The sequence below is a fragment of the Enterobacter sp. 6722112 genome, assembly GCF_058661685.1.
The window spans coordinates 2,164,639-2,183,930 of record NZ_JBZWGR010000007.1 but is presented as its reverse complement, the minus strand read 5'-3'; the positions used below and the strand labels follow the sequence as shown (position 1 = coordinate 2,183,930).

Below are 19,292 nucleotides of genomic sequence, written 5' to 3'. Positions count from 1 at the left end.
CTGGGGGTAAGTGCTGATAATGTCAGCGCATTTGATGTTTTTTGAGCAATGCCCTTAACTGATGGTAGGTCAGGCCCAGCAGTTCAGCTGCCCGTTTCTGATTATATTTCGCCTCTTTCAGGCTCTGCTCAAGCAGCTGTTGCTCCTGCTGATGCTGGAACTGGCGTAAATCGAGCGGCAACGCCGGAGCCTGCTGGCGCGTCGCCGGAGCAGGGAGCTGTTTCTCCTCGCGCCGAAAAGGATCGAGAATAATGTTGTCCAGTTCGGTCTCGCTGCTGCCATGCCGGTAAACGGACCGTTCCACCACGTTTTTCAGTTCACGAATATTGCCCGGCCAGTGGTAACCGAGCAGGGTCCCGGTGGCCCGTTCGCTGAAGCCTGGAAAGAGAGGTAGACCCAGTTCCCGGCACATCTGAATGGCAAATTGATCGGCCAGTAGCATGATATCGCTGCGCCGCTCCCGCAGCGGCGGCAGCTGTACAACATCGAAAGCCAGCCTGTCCAGCAGGTCGGCGCGGAATTTGTCCTCAGCCACCATCGCGGGCAGGTCGGCGTTGGTGGCGCATACCAGGCGAACGTTGACCTGGAGCGGCTGACTGCCGCCAACGCGTTCCAGTTCACCGTACTCAATGACGCGCAGCAGCTTTTCCTGCACCAGCATCGGCGCGGTCGCCAGCTCGTCGAGAAAGAGCGTTCCGCCATCGGCGCGCTCAAAGCGTCCGGGATGGCGTTTTTGTGCGCCGGTGAAGGCGCCAGCTTCATGACCAAACAGCTCGGTGTCGAGTAGGTTTTCATTCAGCGCCGCGCAGTTAAGGGAAATAAAAGGGCCGTCCCAGCGGCCAGAAAGAAAGTGCAGGCGGTTAGCGATAAGTTCTTTACCCGTTCCGCGCTCACCGATAATCAGCACCGCTTTATTCAGCGGCGCGAGGCGCGATACCTGTTCAAGCACTTCCAGGAAGCTGTTAGCTTCGCCAAGCAAATTATCTTTATATTCAGCCATGATGAAATTAACCACTCCTTAGTGATATTCACCAGGTGAGAATAGCCGCTGGCTGGATAAATATCAATCACACTCAGTAAAATCAATAAGATAAAAAGTTGGCATGGGATTTGTATTAACTACTCAGCAGGGCATCGCCCGATAACAGAACTATGAGGATTGAATTATGGGTATTTTTTCTCGTTTTGCCGACATCGTGAACGCCAACATCAACTCGCTGCTGGAGAAAGCGGAAGATCCGCAGAAGCTGGTGCGCCTGATGATTCAGGAGATGGAAGACACGCTGGTTGAAGTACGCTCCACCTCCGCCCGCGCGCTGGCAGAGAAAAAGCAGTTAACGCGTCGTATCGAGCAGGCAACTGCCCAGCTTAACGAATGGCAGGAAAAAGCGGAACTGGCGCTGCGTAAAGATAAAGAAGATCTGGCTCGCGCTGCGCTGATTGAGAAGCAGAAGCTGACCGACATGGTTGCCACGCTGGAACACGAAGTGACGCTGGTGGATGATACTCTGGCGCGTATGAAGAAAGAGATTGGTGAGCTTGAAAACAAACTCAGCGAAACCCGTGCACGTCAACAGGCGCTGGCGCTGCGCCACCAGGCTGCAAGCTCGTCTCGCGACGTGCGTCGCCAGCTGGACAGCGGCAAGCTGGATGAAGCGATGGCCCGTTTCGAATCGTTTGAACGTCGTATCGACCACATGGAAGCTGAAGCCGAGAGCCACAGCATCGGTAAACAGAAAACCCTCGATCAGCAGTTTGCTGACCTGAAGGCCGATGATGAAATTAGCGAGCAACTGGCTGCGCTGAAAGCCAAAATGAAACAAGACAACCAATAATAATTCCTGCGGCACCTGAGCGTGCCGCATCGTAAGACAAGGAGTACACATGAGCGCGCTTTTTCTGGCTATACCCCTGACCATTTTCGTGCTGTTTGTTCTGCCCATCTGGTTATGGCTGCACTACAGCAACCGCTCTTCACGCGGTGAGCTGTCGCAGAGTGAACAACAGCGGCTGGCGCAGCTCTCTGCCGAGGCAAATAAAATGCGCGAACGTATTCAGGCGCTGGAAGCGATCCTGGACGCGGAACACCCGAACTGGAGGGAACGGTAATGGCTGGACTGAATCTGAATAAAAAACTGTGGCGGATCCCACAGCAGGGCATGGTTCGGGGCGTTTGCGCCGGGCTGGCGCACTATCTGGATGTTCCGGTAAAACTGGTGCGTGTGGTCACCGTATTGTCGATTTTCTTCGGCCTGGCCTTTATTACACTGGTGGCATACATCATTCTGTCGTTTGTACTCGATCCTATGCCGGAAGGTGAGCTGGATGCGGAGAACACGCCAACCAGCAGCGATCTCCTGAACGCGGTGGATGAACAGCTGAGCGCAGGGGAGAAGCGATTGCGCGAGATGGAACGTTATGTCACCTCCGATACCTTTACGCTGAGAAGTCGTTTTCGTCAGCTTTAAGAGAGAACTTACATGAAACAAAACTGGCAACAGGCCGGTCAGAAGGTAAAACCCGGCCTGAAAATCGCAGGTAAACTGGTTCTGATGACGGCGTTACGTTATGGCCCGGCCGGTGTGGCGGGTTGGGCGATCAAGTCTGTTGCCCGCAAGCCGGTCAGAATGATGCTGGCGGTCGCTCTGGAGCCGCTGTTACAGAAGCTGGCAAAACGCGTTTCCCGGCGCTACCTGTCACGCTAGTGTCTCCCGCATTAGCCCTTTCTCGCCCAGAGAAGGGGCATGACTTTCCCTTCTGCGTTTCTTCTGCTTTTCTGCTTTCTTTGCGGCAGCTCACAATAATGCGTTGCGCTGCGCTGAGATTGCTGCTTTCTGCCCCCGGGTCCGTTGACAGATATTTTACATGGGAGTAGATTGCCAATCCGTGGGACCGCTACCATGGAAAATAATGTGAACGCAAAAATTAAAAAACTTATCAATCATATTTACGGTGAATCATTTTCAGATGCACACCTTAACGTGTTATTAACTAAGCTTGAAAAGGCGGCGGTTAATATTACGGAAAAGCGTAAGTCAGGCTGGGATGAAAAAGACGTTGTGCTGATTACCTATGCCGATCAGTTCTCCGCGAAAGGGGAGAAAGCGTTGCCGGTATTTACCCGTTTCTATAATGAATGGCTTTCTCGCACGTTTTCTCATGTCCATCTGTTACCGTTTTATCCGTGGTCGTCGGATGATGGATTTTCCGTTATTGATTATCACGAAGTTGCACCTGAAACCGGAACCTGGCGAGATGTTGCGGAATTAAAACAGTCTGCCAGCTTAATGTTTGACTTCGTTTGCAACCATATGTCAGCGAAAAGCGAATGGTTTGCTAATTATCTGGCGCAGAAGCCGGGCTACGAAGATTTCTTTATTTCTGTCGATCCCGAAACCGATTTATCGGCGGTGACGCGTCCCCGCGCATTACCGCTGCTGACGCCGTTCACGCTTAATGATGGCAGCGTTCGTCATCTGTGGACCACATTCAGCGATGACCAGATCGATCTCAATTTCGCCTCGCCGCAGGTGCTGATTGCCATGGTTGACGTTCTGCTCCATTACCTCATGGAAGGGGCGCGTTATATCCGTCTGGATGCGGTCGGGTTTATGTGGAAGATCCCGGGAACCACCTGTATCCATCTGGAACAAACCCATTGCCTTATCCAGCTGTTCCGCGCCATTACGGACGCCGTGGCGCCTGGAACGGTGATCATCACTGAGACAAATGTTCCCCACAAAGACAATATCTCTTACTTCGGTGATGGTGAAAATGAAGCCCAGATGGTCTATCAGTTTTCCTTACCACCGCTGGTGCTGCACGCCGTTCATCGTCAGGATGTCAAAGCCCTGTGCCGGTGGGCGGGCTCGCTGGCGCTGCCTTCAACTTACACCACCTGGTTTAATTTCCTGGCTTCACATGATGGTATCGGATTGAACCCGTTACGCGGCATCCTTCCGGAATCAGAGATCCTTTCGCTGGTCGAAAAGCTTCAGCAGGAAGGCGCGCTGGTCAACTGGAAAAATAATCCTGACGGAACGCGAAGCCCCTATGAAATTAATGTCACCTATCTTGATGCGTTGAGTTTGCGAGACAGCTCAGATGATGAGCGCATTGCGCGGTTCATCCTGGCGCATGCTGTGTTGTTAAGTTTTCCTGGCGTACCGGCTGTATATATTCAAAGCATTCTTGGTTCGCGTAACGATTATGAAGGTGTCGAACGTCTCGGATATAATCGCGCGATAAACAGGAAGAAATACACCGCAGGTCAGGTTGATCGGGAGCTTAATAATAAGAAGAGTATTCGTTATCAAATTTATTCTCGTTTGAATGAGCTTATTGCTGTTCGTCGCGGCGAGCGTGCGTTCCATCCGGATAGTCAGGCTATTTTTGACGCAATCGGTGAACATATTCTTAAAATTGTTCGTGTTGCTGAAAATGGCGAGCGAATGACAGCATTATTTAATTTTAGCAATAAAATGCAGACCGTTTATGGACAAACGCTCTTTGGTACGGAATTACTCTCAGGACAAAATATTAGCGGTACGGAACTGACCCTCAATCCATGGCAGGTAATGTGGATTAAAGAAAACTAAAAAGGACCCTAAAATGAAAATGCCCAAAATTGTGCTGTTATCAGCACTGGTTTCGTGCGCCCTGTTATCAGGCTGTAAGGACGATAAAGCATCTCAGGTCACCATTGAGTTTATGCACTCGTCGGTAGAACAGGAGCGTCAGGCAGTTATTACGAAACTGATCGAAAAATTCGAGAAAGAAAACCCGACTATTACGGTGAAACAGGTCCCCGTTGAGGAAGATGCCTATAACACCAAGGTCATTACGTTGGCCCGTACCGGCGCGCTGCCGGAAGTGATTGAAGTCAGCCATGACTACGCCAAAGTCATGGATAAAGAGCAACTGCTGGACCGTGACGCGATCGGCAACGCGATTAAAGCCGTCGGTGAAGATACCTTTTACGACGGCATTTTACGCGTTGTTCGCACTGAAGACGGCAAGGCATGGACGGGGGTGCCGGTTAGCGCCTGGCTGTCCGGCGTCTGGTATCACAAAGACGCGCTCGCGGCAGCGGGAATCGAAGAACCGCACAACTGGGAGCAACTGCTGAAAGCCAGTCAGGCGCTCAACGATCCGGCGAAAAAACATTACGGTATCGCGCTTCCAACCGCAGAAAGCGTCATGACGGAGCAGGCCTTCTCGCAGTTTGCGTTGTCAGGCGGAGCCAACGTCTTTGATGCAAACGGCAACGTGAAAATCGATACCCCTGAAATGTCGAAAGCGTTGGCGTTTTATCGGGCACTGGCCGCGAACACCATGCCGGGCTCCAATGATGTCATGGAGATCAAAGACGCCTTCATGAACGGCTCTGCGCCTATGGCCGTTTACTCCACCTATATCCTGCCCGCGGTCTACAAAGATGGCAATCCGGCCAACCTGGGGTTCGTGGTCCCGACGGAAAAATCATCAGCCGTGTACGGCATGATCACCTCGTTGACGATCACGACCGGCCAGATCGAAGAGGAAACGCAGGCGGCAGAAAAATTTGTGACCTGGATGGAGCAGGCTCAAAACGCGTCTGACTGGGTGATGATGTCCCCTGGCGCGGCGCTGCCGGTGAACAAACTCGTGGTGGGCACTGAGAGCTGGAAAAACAACGACGTGATCAAAGCCTTTGGCCAACTGCCTTACGAGCTGATTGCGCAGTTCCCGAACGTCCAGGTATTTGGCGCCGTGGGCGATAAAAACTTTACCCGCATGGGAGACGTTACCGGGTCCGGCATTATCAGTTCCATGGTGCATAACGTGACGGTGGGACAAAAAGATCTCAATGCGACGTTAAGCAACAGCCAGAAGAAACTGACTGACCTGATATCACAACGATAGGAGCGCTTTGCGAAGGGAATTATGAAGACGTTGTTTTCTGGTCGTTCAGATATGCCTTTCGCCATGCTGCTGTTGGCCCCCAGCCTGATTTTGCTGGGGGGCCTGGTGGCCTGGCCAATGATTTCCAACATTGAAATCAGTTTTTTACGTTTACCGCTGAACCCGCGTATTGATGCGGTGTTCGTCGGCCTGGATAACTACATTCGCATTCTGGGCGATGCTGCGTTCTGGCACTCCCTGTGGATGACGTTCTGGTATACGGCGCTGGTGGTGCTCGGCAGCACCGGGCTGGGACTGGCCGTAGCGATCTTCTTTAACCGTGAATTCCGCATGCGGAAAACGGCACGTTCACTGGTGATTCTGTCCTACGTGACGCCGTCTATTTCACTGGTATTTGCCTGGAAATACATGTTCAACAACGGCTACGGGATTGTGAACTATCTGGGCGTTGATCTGCTGCATCTCTACGATCAGGCGCCGCTGTGGTTCGATAATCCTGGCAGCAGTTTTGTGCTGGTTGTGCTGTTCGCCATCTGGCGTTACTTCCCGTACGCCTTTATCTCGTTCCTCGCGATTTTGCAGACCATTGATAAATCATTGTACGAAGCGGCAGAGATGGACGGAGCAAATGCCTGGCAGCGTTTTCGTATCGTGACGTTGCCCGCCATCATGCCGGTGCTGGCCACGGTGGTCACGCTGCGAACCATCTGGATGTTCTACATGTTTGCGGATGTTTATCTGCTCACCACCAAGGTCGACATTCTGGGCGTATATCTCTACAAAACAGCCTTTGCGTTCAATGACCTGGGTAAAGCAGCCGCCATTTCCGTTGTGCTGTTTGTGATCATCTTCGCTGTCATTCTGCTGACCAGAAAAAGGGTAAACCTCAATGGCAACAAATAAACGCGTTCTGGGCCGTATCGGTTTTTATCTGGGACTGGCGCTATTTCTGATTATCACGCTGTTTCCATTTTTTGTGATGTTGATGACGTCGTTCAAAAGCGCGAAAGAGGCGATCTCGCTGCACCCGACCATTCTGCCGCAGGAGTGGACGCTACAGCACTACATCGACATCTTTAACCCGCTGATTTTCCCGTTTGTGGATTACTTTCGTAACAGCATGGTGGTGTCGCTGACCTCCTCGGTCATTGCGGTGTTTCTCGGCACGCTGGGCGCGTATGCGTTATCCAAACTGCGCTTTAAAGGGCGCACTACGATCAATGCGAGCTTCTACACCGTCTATATGTTCTCCGGGATCCTGCTGATGGTGCCGCTGTTCAAAATCATCACCGCGCTCGGCATTTATGACACCGAACTGGCGCTGATCATCACCATGGTGACGCAGACGTTGCCTACCGCGGTCTTTATGCTGCGCAGCTATTTCGACACGATCCCGGACGAAATCGAAGAAGCCGCGATGATGGACGGCCTGAACCGCCTGCAAATCATCTTCCGCATCACCGTGCCGCTGGCGATCTCGGGTCTGGTGTCGGTCTTTGTCTACTGCTTCATGGTGGCGTGGAATGACTATCTGTTCGCCTCCATTTTCCTGTCCAGCGCCAGCAACTTCACGTTGCCGGTGGGGCTGAACACGCTCTTCAGTACGCCAGATTACATCTGGGGTCGCATGATGGCTGCATCGCTGGTCACGGCACTTCCGGTCGTCATTATGTATGCCCTGTCTGAACGTTTCATTAAAAGTGGTTTGACCGCCGGCGGCGTGAAGGGCTGAGGCGGCCGATTTTAACAAGGAGTCAGTCATGAAAAAATTAGTTGCGACAGCGCCTCGTGTAGCGGCGCTGGTGGAATACGAAGATCGTCCTGTTGCAGCACACGAGGTGAAGATTCGTGCCCGTTATGGCGCCCCAAAACACGGCACTGAAGTCGTGGATTTCCGCGCGGCAAGCCCGTTCATCGATGAAGAGTTCAACGCGGAGTGGCAGATGTTTACCCCGCGTGAAGAAGGTGCAGCGCGCGGCATCGAATTTGGTAAATTCCAGCTGGGGAACATGATCGTCGGCGACATCATCGAATGTGGTGCGGACGTGACGGAATACCAGATCGGCGACAGCGTCTGCTGCTACGGCCCGTTGCAGGAAACGGTCATTGTTAACGCGGTGAACAACTATAAGCTGCGCAAAATGCCGCAGGGCGCATCCTGGAAAAATGCCGTTTGTTACGATCCGGCGCAGTTCGCCATGAGCGGCGTGCGTGATGCTAACGTCCGCGTAGGGGATTTCGTCGTGGTTGTGGGGCTGGGCGCGATTGGCCAGATTGCGATTCAGCTGGCGAAAAAAGCCGGCGCGTCAGTGGTTATTGGTGTCGATCCTATCGAACATCGCTGTGAGATCGCCCGTCGTCACGGTGCAGACCACTGCCTGAACCCAATCGGTACCGATGTTGGTCTGGAAATTAAGAAACTGACCGGCAAGCAGGGCGCGGATGTGATCATCGAAACCAGCGGATTTGCAGATGCGCTGCAATCTGCGCTGCGCGGTCTCGCCTACGGCGGAACGATCTCCTACGTGGCCTTCGCCAAGCCGTTCGCGACGGGCTTCAACCTTGGTCGCGAAGCACACTTCAACAACGCCAAAATTGTCTTCTCCCGCGCATGCAGTGAACCCAACCCGGATTATCCGCGCTGGAGCCGCAAGCGTATTGAAGAGACCTGCTGGGAATTGCTGATGAACGGTTATCTCAATTGCGAAGATCTGATCGACCCGGTCGTCACCTTCACCACCAGCCCGGAAAGCTATATGAAGTATGTCGATCAGCACCCGGAACTCAGTATCAAAATGGGCGTCACTTTTTAAGCTAAGGACAGCAAATCATGAAAATCGCAACACAAAACCAGGCCTTTTTCCCGACCGCTATCATGGAAAAATTCGAATACATCAAAGCGATGGGATTTGATGGCTACGAAATCGATGGCCGACTGCTGGTGGAAAATCTCGACGAAGTAAAAGCGGCTATCAAAGCCACCGGCCTGCCGGTCACGACGGCCTGTGGCGGATACGATGGCTGGATCGGGGATTTCATCGAAGAACGCCGCCTGAACGGTCTACAGCAGATTGAACGCATTCTGGAAGCGCTGGCAGAAGTGGGCGGAAAGGGGATTATCGTTCCGGCTGCCTGGGGGATGTTTACCTTCCGTCTGCCGCCAATGACTTCGCCACGTAGCCTGGACGGCGATCGCAAAGCGGTCAGCGCTTCCCTGCGCTGGCTGGATGAGGTGGCAGCGCGCACCGGTACTACCGTCTACCTGGAGCCGCTGAACCGCTATCAGGATCATATGATCAACACCCTGGCCGACGCGCGTCGTTATATCGTAGAGAACGGCCTGAGGCACGTGCAGATCATCGGTGATTTCTACCACATGAATATTGAAGAAGACTCCCTGACGGAAGCGCTGCATCAGAACCGCGACCTGCTGGGTCATGTGCACATTGCTGATAACCACCGCTATCAGCCGGGCAGCGGCAGCCTCGATTTCGCCAGCCTGTTCGATCAGCTGCGTGCCGATAACTATCAGGGTTATGTCGTGTACGAGTGCCGGGTGCGTGCCGACGATCCGGCTCAGGCCTATAAGGACTCTCTCACTTACTTGCGTGATTGCTAAGGATGACGAGCGTGATGAGTGCTTCTACACCTTTGCCTCTGCGCGTCGCCATCATTGGCGCCGGGCAGGTTGCAGACAAAGTGCATGCCTCGTATTACGCCACGCGCAGTGATGTTCAAATGGTGGCTGTCATGGACAGCCGCCTTGAGCAGGCACAGGCGTTCGCGGAACGTTATGCTATTCCATCGGCATGGCAGGACGCTCACGAGATGTTGCAGGAAGTAAAACCGGATGTGGTGAGCGTCTGTTCGCCTAACCGGTTCCATTTTGAACATGTGATGGCGGCTCTCGAAGCAGGCTGTCATGTGATGTGTGAAAAGCCGCCGGCGATGACCCCGCACCAGGCAGATGAGATGCGTCTCGCGGCGCGCAAGGCTGGAAAAGTCCTCGCGTACGATTTTCACCATCGCTTTGCCCTGGATACCCAGCTCCTGCGCGATGCGGTTATGAACGGAACGCTCGGTGAAATTTACTTCACCTCCGCGCAGGCGCTGCGTCGCTGCGGTGTGCCGGGGTGGGGCGTGTTCACCAATAAATCGCTCCAGGGCGGCGGGCCGCTGATTGATATCGGCATTCATATGCTGGATGCCGCGATGTATGTGCTCGGCTTCCCGACCGTGAAACGGGTAACCGCGCACAGCTTCCAGAGACTGGGGAACCGGAAACACACCGGCCAGTTTGGCGAATGGGATCCTGCGCAGTTTACCGTGGAAGATGCCCTGTTTGGTACGATTGAGTTCTGCAACGGTGGCATTCTGCGTCTGGACACCTCTTTTGCGCTTAATATCCGCGAGCAGTCGATCATGAACGTCTCTTTCTGCGGTGAGAAGGCGGGTGCAACGCTGTTCCCGGCACACATTTATAACGACGAAGCCGGTGTTTTGCAGACGCTGATCCAGCGTGAAGAAGCTGACGATCGGAGACATCTGCGCAGTATGGATGCGTTTGTTCGCCACGTATTGGGCGAGCCGGTCATGATTGCCGATGCGGAGCAGGGGCTGGTGATCCAGCAATTAGTCGCGGCGTTATATGAAGCCGCGGAAACAGGGGAAAGCGTGACGTTATGCTGAACCAGTCTGTACTAACCGATCCGGGCTTTTGCCCGCATAGCCTGAATAAGTACGCGTCCATTATGGCCTGCGGCAATGGCTACATGGGCATGCGCGCCACGCATGAAGAAGATTACACCCAGCAGACCAGAGGCATGTACCTTGCGGGGCTGTATCATCGCGCGGGACGCAACGAAACCACTGAGCTGATCAATCTGCCGGATGTCACCGGGATTGAAGTTGAGCTGGACGGCATCAATTTCACGCTCCTTTCAGGCGAAATTCTTGAGTGGCAACGCGAGCTGGCCTTTGCTAACGGCGAACTGCATCGTAATGTTGTCTGGCGTTCGCCGGACGGAAAACGCTATCGCCTCGAGAGCCGTCGTTTTGTTTCGCTGGACCAGTTGCCCTTAGTGGCAATGCAGCTCTCGATCACACCGCTTGACGGCGCCGCTCAGGCCGTGCTGAAAACCGGCATAGATGCGACACAAACGAACAGCGGCAGGCAGCATCTGGATGAAATCTCGGTAAGGGTCTTTGACCAGCACTACATGCAGGGTGTGTATGAAACGCAGGACCGGGCGTCTGAAGTTGTTGTTTCGGCGTTTTGTCAGCTCTCCGCTAAGAGCGACAGCTGTTTCACCGCCAAAAATCGTCGCCTCAGCGTTCATCATTCTCTGACTATCTCGCAAGGTGACACTGTCACGCTTGAAAAAATCGTCTGGCTGACGCATCGCTGCGATAAATCGCTCTCGCAGGAGTCTTTCGCCCGCAACGCGCTGGCCGATCTCAAAGTCTGCGCGGCAAGAGGCTACGATGCGTTGCTTGAGAGCTCAGCGTACGCCTGGGAAGCGGTATGGCGTGACGCTCGGGTGGAAGTGACGTGTGCAGAACAGCAGGATCAGCTGGCGCTGGATTACGCCGTCTGGCATCTGACGACAATGACGCCTGCTCATGATGAGCGAAGCAGTATTGCGGCTAAAGGGCTGACGGGTGAGGGGTATAAGGGACACGTCTTCTGGGATACCGAAATTTTCCTGCTGCCGTTCCATCTGTTTACCCGTCCACAGATTGCCCGCAGCCTGCTGCGCTATCGCTGGTTGAATCTTTCGGGTGCGCGCGAAAAAGCACGGCGTAACGGTTGGCCGGGCGCGTTGTTCCCGTGGGAAAGCGCCGCCAGCGGACAGGAAGAGACGCCAGAATTCGCGGCCATTAACATCCGCACCGGGGTTCGCCAGAAGGTTGCTTCCGCACTCGCTGAACATCACATCGTGGCAGATATTGCCTGGGCCGTAGTCGCTTACTGGCAGGCAACACACGACGATGTCTTTATGCGCAATGAGGGCCTGACGCTGCTGATGGAAACCGCTTCGTTCTGGATGGGACGCGCGACGGAAATTAATGGTCGTCTTGAGATCCATGACGTGATCGGACCGGATGAATACACCGAGCATGTCAACAACAATGCCTACACCAACTATCTGGCCTGGCACAACGTTGCCTGCGCGCGTCAGTTTATGGCGATGTTTGGGCGTGAAGATGCGCGTTTTACGGAGAATGCCGGGAAGTTCCTGGCGCGCCTGTGGCTGCCAGAGGCCGATGCAGACGGTGTGATCCCGCAGGACGATACCTTCATGGCGAAACCTGCCATCGATCTGAGCCGCTATAAAGCCAAAGCGGGTAAGCAAACCATTCTGCTTGATTACTCTCGCGCGGAAGTGATCGAGATGCAGATCCTGAAGCAGGCCGACGTGGTGATGCTTAACTACCTGCTGCCGGAACGGTTTACGCCGCAGCAATGTGCCGCCAATCTGGCGTTCTACGAGCCACGCACGATCCATGATTCATCCCTGAGTAAAGCCATTCACGGCATTGTGCTCGCACGCTGCGGTGACACCGACGGGGCGTATGCCTTCTGGCGTGATGGGATTGCCATCGACCTGGGGGACGACCCGCACAGCAGTGATGACGGTATTCATGCCGCCGCCACCGGTGCGATCTGGTTGGGCGCCATTCAGGGTTTTGCTGGCCTGCACATTAGCGAAGGGGAGCTGCATCTTGCGCCGAAGCTGCCTGCTCACTGGCAGAAACTCGCCTTTCCGCTGCGGTGGCGGGACGCAACGATGCACATTACCTGTGAAGATGACCAGTTAACCATTGAAACCACCGCACCTGTCACGTTGACGCTGTGGGGTAAAACGCTGCACGTATCAGGGCGAAAGGTCTGTGCGCGTAAGGACTTTCTTGCATCTGTTAATGGGACCGCTACCACGGAGGGGCGCCATGACGCTTAACGCTGTTGTATTCGATCTGGACGGGGTGATCACCGATACCGCGCATCTTCACTTTCTGGCCTGGCGCGCCGTGGCGGAGGAGATTGGTATCCCCTTCGACGAAGTTTTTAACGAACAGCTGAAGGGAATAAGCCGTATGGACTCCCTCCAGCGCATTCTGAAACATGGCGGGAAAGAGGGAATGTTCAGTGACGAGCAGCGCCTGGCGCTGGCGACGAAAAAAAACGCGCTTTACGTCCAGTCGCTGGCATCAATGACGCAGGACTCGCTGCTCCCGGGTATTCGCGACGTGCTGGCGGATATTCGCGCCGCGAAGGTCAAAATTGGCCTGGCATCCGTATCGCTTAATGCCCCTGGGATTTTGCACGCGTTGGGCATTCATCAGGCTTTCGATTTTTGCGCCGATGCTTCGCGTATTTGCCGCTCAAAGCCGGACCCGGAAATCTTCCTTGCGGCCTGTAAAGGACTGAACGTGCGTCCTGAAGAGGCCATTGGTATCGAAGATGCCGCCGCAGGGGTAGATGCGATCAACGCCGCAGGAATGCTGTCGGTCGGGATTGGGCCTGGCCTGAACCATGCGGGATTACAACTTCATTCAACGCAGGAACTGACCTGGGAACGCCTGACGGCGTTCTGGGCATCCCGGGCGTATTGATAAGGAATTAATAATGGCTCAACTGTCTCTGAAACACATTCAGAAAATCTATGATAACCAGGTCCACGTGGTTAAAGATTTCAACCTCGAAATTGAAGACAAAGAATTTATCGTCTTCGTCGGTCCATCGGGCTGTGGGAAATCCACGACGCTGCGAATGATTGCAGGCCTTGAGGAGATCAGCGCGGGTGAACTGATTATTGACGGGGTTTGCATGAATGATGTTCCCGCCAAGTCCCGTGATATCGCGATGGTCTTCCAGAACTATGCGCTCTATCCGCATATGACAGTCTACGACAACATGGCGTTTGGCCTGAAAATGCAAAAAATTGCGCCCTCCGTCATTGAAGAACGCGTTACCTGGGCGGCACAGATCCTGGGCTTGCGCGACTATCTCCAGCGTAAACCTGGTGCGTTGTCCGGCGGTCAGCGCCAGCGCGTGGCGTTAGGCAGGGCGATAGTGCGCGAAGCGGGGGTCTTCCTGATGGATGAGCCTTTATCCAACCTCGATGCCAAACTTCGCGTGCAGATGCGCGCTGAAATCAGCAAGCTGCACCAGAAGCTTAATACCACCATGATTTACGTGACGCACGATCAGACGGAAGCCATGACGATGGCGACCCGCATCGTGATTTTAAAGGACGGCATCATTCAGCAGGTGGGCGCGCCGAAGCAGGTCTACAACGAGCCGGCGAATATGTTCGTTGCAGGGTTTATTGGTTCGCCTGCGATGAACTTCATTCGTGGCGCGATCGACGACCGCTACTTTGTGACGGAAACGCTGCGCCTGGAGATCCCGGAGGACAAGCTGGCCGTACTGAATGCGCAAGGTTACCAGCGTAAAGCGGTTGTCTTTGGGATCCGTCCGGAAGACATTCTCACCGTACAGCGAAGCGGTGAAAACATCACGGCGAAGATCAGCGTTGCTGAGCTGACCGGGGCTGAATTTATGCTTTATGCCTCCGTGGGTGGGCATGAACTGGTTGTCCGTGCGGGAGCGGCGGATGATTACGTTGCCGGAGAGAATATCGGCATCCAGTTCGATATGAATAAGTGCCATTTCTTCGATGCTGATACTGAAACAGCTATTAGATAAGAAAGGTGTTCGCCGGAAATGAAAGTTTCCGGTTTTTTGTGTGTTAATTATAAAGGAATATTTTAATGAGTACTCTACTAAGAAGTGCTGCGCTCGTTCTGTGCGCAGGGGTGAGCTGCGCGCAAGCAACAGAATCAGCCAAACAGTGGGAATTTAATATTGGTGCCATGTATGAAATTGAAAACGTCGAAGGTCAGGCTGACGATAAAGATGGATTATATGAACCCTCCGTGTGGTTTAATGCCACATGGGATGCCTGGACCATTTCGCTGGCTATGTATCAGGAGGGGCCGGTCGATTACAGTAGCATGACGCGCGGCACCTATTTCGATCGTCCTGAAGTAGAATTACGCTATCGTTTTATCGGCACCGATGATTTTACGTTCGGCCTGACCGGTGGCTTCCGTAATTATGGCTATCACTTTAAGGATGAACATGGTGCTAAAGACGGTAGTGCTAATATGCAGCGCTATAAAGTTCAGCCTGACTGGGATATTAAACTAACCGACGACTGGCGTTTTGGCGGCTGGTTTGCCATGTATCAGTTTGCCAACGATCTGGAAAAAACCGGCTATTCTGACAGCCGCGTCGAGACCGAAACCGGTTTTACCTGGACAATTAACGAAACGGTCTCGGCAAAAGTTAATTACTATTTAGAGCGCGGTTTTAATATGGACGGCTCACGAAATAACGGTGAATTCTCCACTCAGGAAATTCGCGCCTATCTGCCGATTTCATTGGGTCAGACGACGCTAACGCCTTATACCCGTCTGGGACTCGATCGCTGGTCAAACTGGGACTGGCAAGACGATCCTGAGCGTGAAGGACATGATTTCAACCGTTTGGGTATGCTGTACGCCTATGATTTTAACAATGGTTTATCCATGACGCTGGAATATGCCTACGAATGGGAAAACCATGACGAAGGGGAAAGTGACCGCTTCCACTATGCCGGTATCGGCGTGAATTACGCGTTTTGATAACACTTCACCAGGGGCGTTTGCCCCTGGTTTTTAACGTAATGAAGCCGCATCTGAAAAATGCGTTTCAACCAATATCTTATGCGGGGCAGGTTTACCCGCTATGCACCTGAACAACACATCGCAGCTCTCTTCGCCCAGCTTTCTGGTGGGGATATCAAAGCCGCCAGGCGCAGGGGTTAAAATGAGAGATAGCATTGGGTCGCTGTATCCTGCCATTGCGACCTGTTCCGGGATCGTCAGGTTTAGCGCATCCGCGGCACGATAAAGACTCAGCAATTTCATACTGTCTGTCGCAAAAACCGCATCGGGCGGGTTGTCTGAAGAGAGTAGCTGACAGGCCGCCTGAAGCGCGCTTTCATGGGTATACCCGCCATCAATAACCCAGTCCGGGTTAATCGCAATACCCTGCTTCTCAAGGCTCGATTTATAGCCCGCCAGGCGATCGATAGAAACGTGATAATCGAGCGGGGCATGCAGGCAGGCAATTTTAGTTCGACCATGTTTGATAAATGAGTCGGTTAATATGGCGCTGTCGCGGAAATTATCCGTGTCGACAGAATAGATATTCTGGTAATTACCTTCCACTTTACCAATAACGACCACGGGCACGCCATATTCGTCCAGCGTCTCGAAAAAAGACTCGTTCGCCGGCGAGCTTAGCATGATGATCCCCTTGATCATCTTCTGCTTTATTTTACCCACGCATTTTTGCAGATCATCTTCGCTGCTTTTGGACGTTTGTAAAATAACATCAAAACCCTCTTCTTCTGCTTTTGCCGTAATGGCATGTAGTACATCAGAGAAAAACGGATTGCCTGCGGTGGTTTTGGTTGAACGGGTCGAAATAACCATAATGGCGTCGAAGCCAGAAGAGGTGAGTGCGCGGGCAAGTTTATTCGGTTGATAATTTAATTCTTCTATCGCCTTCAACACCTTTTCGCGCGCTTCAGGAGAAATATTCGTTTGTTTATTCAGAACGCGCGACACGGTTGATTTCGAAACGCCAGCAACGCGGGCAATATCATAGATGGTGGGTGACATACACCTTACTCACTCCAGACGGACAGCAATTGCGCCCATCTTACTGGAGAGAAAACGGCAATAGCAATAATTAAGAATTGATAATCAACGATCTGCCCCAATTTACTGTATTCTGAAGTGACTTTTTTCAGGGTTCCAGGCAATGAAGGACGGCGATGAAGCGACTTAAAAACGAATTCAATTCTCTGGTGAACCGTGGCGTTGATCGCCATCTGCGTCTTGCCGTGACGGGGCTGAGCCGCAGCGGTAAGACAGCATTCATTACGGCGATGGTCAATCAGCTGTTGAACCTGCATGCAGGGGCGCGCCTGCCACTGCTTAGCGCAGTGCGCGAGGAGCGGTTGCTTGGGGTGAAACGCGTACCGCAACGTGATTTTGGCATACCCCGTTTCACCTATGATGAAGGTCTGGCGCAGTTATATGGGGAGCCTCCCGCCTGGCCCACCCCGACGCGTGGCGTGAGCGAAATCCGTCTTGCGCTTCGTTTCCGCTCGAATGAATCCCTGATGCGTCACTTCAAAGAAACGTCCACGCTCTATCTCGAAATTGTGGATTACCCGGGAGAATGGCTGCTCGATTTACCGATGCTGGCGCAGGATTACCTGAGCTGGTCCCGACAGATGACCGGTCTGTTGCAGGGGCAGCGGGCAGAGTGGTCGACCAAATGGCGCCAGCTTTGCGAAGGACTGGATCCGCTGGCACCGGCGGATGAAAACCGTCTGGCCGTCATAGCCGAAGCCTGGACGGATTACCTGCATCAGTGCAAGCAGGAGGGGTTGCATTTTATTCAGCCGGGCCGTTTTGTTCTGCCGGGCGATTTAGCCGGTGCTCCCGCGCTACAGTTTTTCCCGTGGCCGGACGTTGACAGCATCGGCGAATCGAAACTGGCGCAGGCGGAGAAGACCACCAACGCCGGTATGCTCCGCGAGCGATACAATTATTACTGTGAAAAGGTGGTTAAGGGCTTTTATAAAAATCACTTTTTACGCTTTGACCGCCAGATCGTACTGGTGGACTGCCTGCAACCGCTTAACAGCGGGCCGCAGGCGTTTAATGATATGCGGCTGGCGCTTACGCAGCTGATGCAAAGCTTTCATTATGGCCAGCGTACGCTGTTTCGCCGTTTGTTCTCGCCGGTCATCGACAAGCTGCTGTTTGCCGCCACAAAAGCTGACCATGTGACGGTCGATCAGCACGCCAACATGGTATCCCTGCTGCAACAGCTGGTGCAGGATGCCTGGCAGAATGCGGCCTTCGAAGGGATCAGCATGGACTGTCTGGGGCTGGCGTCCGTACAGGCTACGCAGAGTGGGTTGATTGACCTGAATGGCGAGAAAATTCCAGCCCTGCGGGGCAACCGTCTCAGCGACGGTGAGCCGCTCACGGTCTATCCGGGGGAAGTCCCGGCGCGTCTGCCGGGCCAGGCTTTCTGGCAAAGCCAGGGTTTTCAGTTCGAAGCCTTCCGTCCGCAGAGTATGAACGTTGACCAGCCATTGCCGCATATCCGTCTGGATGCCGCGCTGGAGTTTTTAATTGGAGATAAATTGCGATGACGGAACCGTTAAAACCACGCATTGATTTTACCGGCCAGCTTGAGCAGTCCCCGCATGAGGCGTTTAAAACGGCGCAAACCTTCAGCGGGCCGCAGGCCGACAACTTTGCTCCCGTGCTGGCAGACGAGCCGTTGGCTGAAGAGGGGCAGGCGGAAGCGGTGGTTGATGCGGCACTGCGCCCGAAACGCAGCCTGTGGCGCAAGATGGTGACCGCCGGGTTAGCCCTTTTTGGTGTGAGCGTAATCGGTCAGGGCGTGCAGTGGGGTGTCAATGCCTGGCAAACGCAGGACTGGGTGGCGCTGGGGGGATGCGCCGCCGGGGCGTTGATTGTTGGTGCGGGCGTTGGCTCAGTCGTCACCGAGTGGCGTCGCCTCTGGCGTTTGCGTCAGCGTGCCCACGAACGCGATGAAGCGCGGGATCTGCTGCACAGTCACGGCACAGGAAAAGGGCGTGCTTTTTGTGAAAAGCTTGCGGCTCAGGCCGGGATTGATCACTCTCACCCGGCGCTTCAGCGCTGGTATGCGGCGATCCACGAAACCCAGAATGACCAGGAAGTGGTCACGCTCTATGCCCACATTGTTCAGCCGGTGCTGGATGCGCAGGCTCGTCGTGAGATCAGCCGCTCGGCGGCGGAATCTACCCTGATGATCGCCGTCAGTCCGCTGGCGATGGTGGACATGGCCTTTATCGCCTGGCGCAACCTGCGCCTGATCAACCGCATCGCCAGACTGTATGGCATCGAGCTTGGCTATTACAGCCGGCTGCGCCTGTTCAAACTGGTATTGCTGAATATCGCCTTCGCCGGGGCAAGCGAACTGGTACGGGAGGTCGGGATGGACTGGATGTCGCAGGATCTTGCGGCGCGTCTCTCTGCCCGGGCGGCGCAGGGGATTGGTGCCGGTCTGCTGACGGCACGCCTGGGCATCAAAGCGATGGAAGTTTGTCGTCCACTCCCCTGGATCGATGGCGATAAGCCGCGGCTGGGGGATTTCCGTCGCGAATTGATTGGCCAGCTTAAAGAGACGCTCAATAAAAAACCTGCTCAGTGAGGTTTTGTTTACTAATCGTGCGGGCTGTCAATATTTGTTGACAGCCACC

The 19,292-nt window shown here is 53.9% G+C and carries 19 protein-coding genes; 17 read left to right on the top strand and 2 right to left on the bottom strand.

Annotation, left to right across the window (positions count from 1 at the left end):
• Window positions 1-22: 22 nt before the first annotated feature.
• A complete protein-coding gene (pspF, locus tag AC4OVU_RS11955) occupies window positions 23-1,015 on the bottom strand; it encodes a phage shock protein operon transcriptional activator (RefSeq protein ID WP_181419217.1) in 993 nt (330 codons plus the stop codon).
• A 151-nt stretch (window positions 1,016-1,166) separates the two neighbouring features.
• Here pspF and pspA point away from each other — a divergent pair, with 151 nt between their 5' ends.
• The 15 genes from pspA to AC4OVU_RS11880 all read left to right on the top strand — a co-directional run bounded on the left by pspA (window position 1,167) and on the right by AC4OVU_RS11880 (window position 15,597).
• Entirely contained in the window at window positions 1,167-1,835 is a 669-nt protein-coding gene (gene pspA, locus AC4OVU_RS11950) for a phage shock protein PspA (protein ID WP_015570399.1), read from the top strand.
• A gap of 49 nt (window positions 1,836-1,884) precedes the next feature.
• Window positions 1,885-2,109, top strand: coding sequence for an envelope stress response membrane protein PspB (gene pspB, locus AC4OVU_RS11945; RefSeq protein ID WP_003856853.1), 225 nt, complete (start codon window positions 1,885-1,887; stop codon window positions 2,107-2,109).
• Window positions 2,109-2,468, top strand: coding sequence for an envelope stress response membrane protein PspC (gene pspC / locus AC4OVU_RS11940; RefSeq protein ID WP_006810819.1), 360 nt, complete (start codon window positions 2,109-2,111; stop codon window positions 2,466-2,468). The genes pspB and pspC overlap by 1 nt, the downstream gene beginning before the upstream one ends.
• Before the next feature lie 12 nt (window positions 2,469-2,480).
• A complete protein-coding gene (pspD, locus tag AC4OVU_RS11935) occupies window positions 2,481-2,705 on the top strand; it encodes a phage shock protein PspD (RefSeq protein WP_003856857.1) in 225 nt (74 codons plus the stop codon).
• Between the two features lie 195 nt (window positions 2,706-2,900).
• On the top strand, window positions 2,901-4,598 hold the full coding sequence (locus tag AC4OVU_RS11930; protein WP_110292565.1) for a sugar phosphorylase: 1,698 nt from the start codon (window positions 2,901-2,903) through the stop codon (window positions 4,596-4,598).
• Window positions 4,599-4,611: 13 nt separating this feature from the next.
• Window positions 4,612-5,904, top strand: a complete 1,293-nt coding sequence (locus tag AC4OVU_RS11925) for an ABC transporter substrate-binding protein (RefSeq protein WP_110292564.1) — start codon at window positions 4,612-4,614, stop codon at window positions 5,902-5,904.
• A gap of 21 nt (window positions 5,905-5,925) precedes the next feature.
• A complete protein-coding gene (locus AC4OVU_RS11920) occupies window positions 5,926-6,807 on the top strand; it encodes a carbohydrate ABC transporter permease (protein WP_003856862.1) in 882 nt (293 codons plus the stop codon).
• Window positions 6,794-7,636: a carbohydrate ABC transporter permease gene (locus AC4OVU_RS11915; protein ID WP_110292563.1), complete on the top strand. Its 843-nt coding sequence runs from the start codon at window positions 6,794-6,796 to the stop codon at window positions 7,634-7,636. The genes AC4OVU_RS11920 and AC4OVU_RS11915 overlap by 14 nt, the downstream gene beginning before the upstream one ends.
• Window positions 7,637-7,664: 28 nt before the next feature.
• Entirely contained in the window at window positions 7,665-8,717 is a 1,053-nt protein-coding gene (gene ycjQ / locus AC4OVU_RS11910; RefSeq protein ID WP_045338112.1) for a D-guloside 3-dehydrogenase, read from the top strand.
• A 17-nt stretch (window positions 8,718-8,734) separates the two neighbouring features.
• Window positions 8,735-9,523 (top strand): 3-dehydro-D-guloside 4-epimerase, encoded by a 789-nt coding sequence (gene ycjR / locus AC4OVU_RS11905; protein WP_110292562.1) that lies wholly within the window; start codon window positions 8,735-8,737, stop codon window positions 9,521-9,523.
• A gap of 11 nt (window positions 9,524-9,534) precedes the next feature.
• Entirely contained in the window at window positions 9,535-10,593 is a 1,059-nt protein-coding gene (ycjS, locus tag AC4OVU_RS11900) for a D-glucoside 3-dehydrogenase (RefSeq protein WP_108376594.1), read from the top strand.
• Window positions 10,587-12,866, top strand: coding sequence for a glycoside hydrolase family 65 protein (locus AC4OVU_RS11895; protein ID WP_110292561.1), 2,280 nt, complete (start codon window positions 10,587-10,589; stop codon window positions 12,864-12,866). Before ycjS ends, AC4OVU_RS11895 begins: the two co-directional genes overlap by 7 nt.
• The gene (pgmB, locus tag AC4OVU_RS11890; protein WP_045329950.1) at window positions 12,856-13,521 is read left to right on the top strand and encodes a beta-phosphoglucomutase; all 666 of its coding nucleotides are present in this window, start codon (window positions 12,856-12,858) and stop codon (window positions 13,519-13,521) included. Before AC4OVU_RS11895 ends, pgmB begins: the two co-directional genes overlap by 11 nt.
• A 13-nt stretch (window positions 13,522-13,534) precedes the next feature.
• Window positions 13,535-14,617 carry an ABC transporter ATP-binding protein gene (locus AC4OVU_RS11885; RefSeq protein ID WP_047731558.1) on the top strand — a complete coding sequence of 361 codons (1,083 nt, stop codon included), beginning with the start codon at window positions 13,535-13,537 and terminating at the stop codon, window positions 14,615-14,617.
• A 65-nt stretch (window positions 14,618-14,682) separates the two neighbouring features.
• Window positions 14,683-15,597 carry an OmpG family monomeric porin gene (locus AC4OVU_RS11880; RefSeq protein WP_023303821.1) on the top strand — a complete coding sequence of 305 codons (915 nt, stop codon included), beginning with the start codon at window positions 14,683-14,685 and terminating at the stop codon, window positions 15,595-15,597.
• 33 nt (window positions 15,598-15,630) lie between these two features.
• On the opposite strand, the gene AC4OVU_RS11875 is transcribed toward AC4OVU_RS11880, so the two are convergent.
• Window positions 15,631-16,641: a LacI family DNA-binding transcriptional regulator gene (locus tag AC4OVU_RS11875; protein WP_032653773.1), complete on the bottom strand. Its 1,011-nt coding sequence runs from the start codon at window positions 16,639-16,641 to the stop codon at window positions 15,631-15,633.
• Between the two features lie 155 nt (window positions 16,642-16,796).
• On the opposite strand from AC4OVU_RS11875, the gene AC4OVU_RS11870 reads away from it, so the two are divergent.
• A complete protein-coding gene (locus tag AC4OVU_RS11870; protein WP_491928690.1) occupies window positions 16,797-18,194 on the top strand; it encodes a YcjX family GTP-binding protein in 1,398 nt (465 codons plus the stop codon).
• Window positions 18,191-19,243, top strand: coding sequence for a YcjF family protein (locus tag AC4OVU_RS11865; protein ID WP_023296694.1), 1,053 nt, complete (start codon window positions 18,191-18,193; stop codon window positions 19,241-19,243). The genes AC4OVU_RS11870 and AC4OVU_RS11865 overlap by 4 nt, the downstream gene beginning before the upstream one ends.
• Window positions 19,244-19,292: the final 49 nt, after the last annotated feature.

Bases quoted from the DNA above. Each gene is read 5' to 3' on its own strand.
- pspA (WP_015570399.1), top strand. From the start codon at position 1,167: ATGGGTATTTTTTCTCGTTTTGCCGACATCGTGAACGCCAACATCAAC.
- pspB (WP_003856853.1), top strand. From the start codon at position 1,885: ATGAGCGCGCTTTTTCTGGCTATACCCCTGACCATTTTCGTGCTGTTT.
- pspC (WP_006810819.1), top strand. From the start codon at position 2,109: ATGGCTGGACTGAATCTGAATAAAAAACTGTGGCGGATCCCACAGCAG.
- pspD (WP_003856857.1), top strand. From the start codon at position 2,481: ATGAAACAAAACTGGCAACAGGCCGGTCAGAAGGTAAAACCCGGCCTG.
- AC4OVU_RS11930 (WP_110292565.1), top strand. From the start codon at position 2,901: ATGGAAAATAATGTGAACGCAAAAATTAAAAAACTTATCAATCATATT.
- AC4OVU_RS11925 (WP_110292564.1), top strand. From the start codon at position 4,612: ATGAAAATGCCCAAAATTGTGCTGTTATCAGCACTGGTTTCGTGCGCC.
- AC4OVU_RS11920 (WP_003856862.1), top strand. From the start codon at position 5,926: ATGAAGACGTTGTTTTCTGGTCGTTCAGATATGCCTTTCGCCATGCTG.
- AC4OVU_RS11915 (WP_110292563.1), top strand. From the start codon at position 6,794: ATGGCAACAAATAAACGCGTTCTGGGCCGTATCGGTTTTTATCTGGGA.
- ycjQ (WP_045338112.1), top strand. From the start codon at position 7,665: ATGAAAAAATTAGTTGCGACAGCGCCTCGTGTAGCGGCGCTGGTGGAA.
- ycjR (WP_110292562.1), top strand. From the start codon at position 8,735: ATGAAAATCGCAACACAAAACCAGGCCTTTTTCCCGACCGCTATCATG.
- AC4OVU_RS11895 (WP_110292561.1), top strand. From the start codon at position 10,587: ATGCTGAACCAGTCTGTACTAACCGATCCGGGCTTTTGCCCGCATAGC.
- pgmB (WP_045329950.1), top strand. From the start codon at position 12,856: ATGACGCTTAACGCTGTTGTATTCGATCTGGACGGGGTGATCACCGAT.
- AC4OVU_RS11885 (WP_047731558.1), top strand. From the start codon at position 13,535: ATGGCTCAACTGTCTCTGAAACACATTCAGAAAATCTATGATAACCAG.
- AC4OVU_RS11880 (WP_023303821.1), top strand. From the start codon at position 14,683: ATGAGTACTCTACTAAGAAGTGCTGCGCTCGTTCTGTGCGCAGGGGTG.
- AC4OVU_RS11875 (WP_032653773.1), bottom strand. From the start codon at position 16,641: ATGTCACCCACCATCTATGATATTGCCCGCGTTGCTGGCGTTTCGAAA.
- AC4OVU_RS11870 (WP_491928690.1), top strand. From the start codon at position 16,797: ATGAAGCGACTTAAAAACGAATTCAATTCTCTGGTGAACCGTGGCGTT.
- AC4OVU_RS11865 (WP_023296694.1), top strand. From the start codon at position 18,191: ATGACGGAACCGTTAAAACCACGCATTGATTTTACCGGCCAGCTTGAG.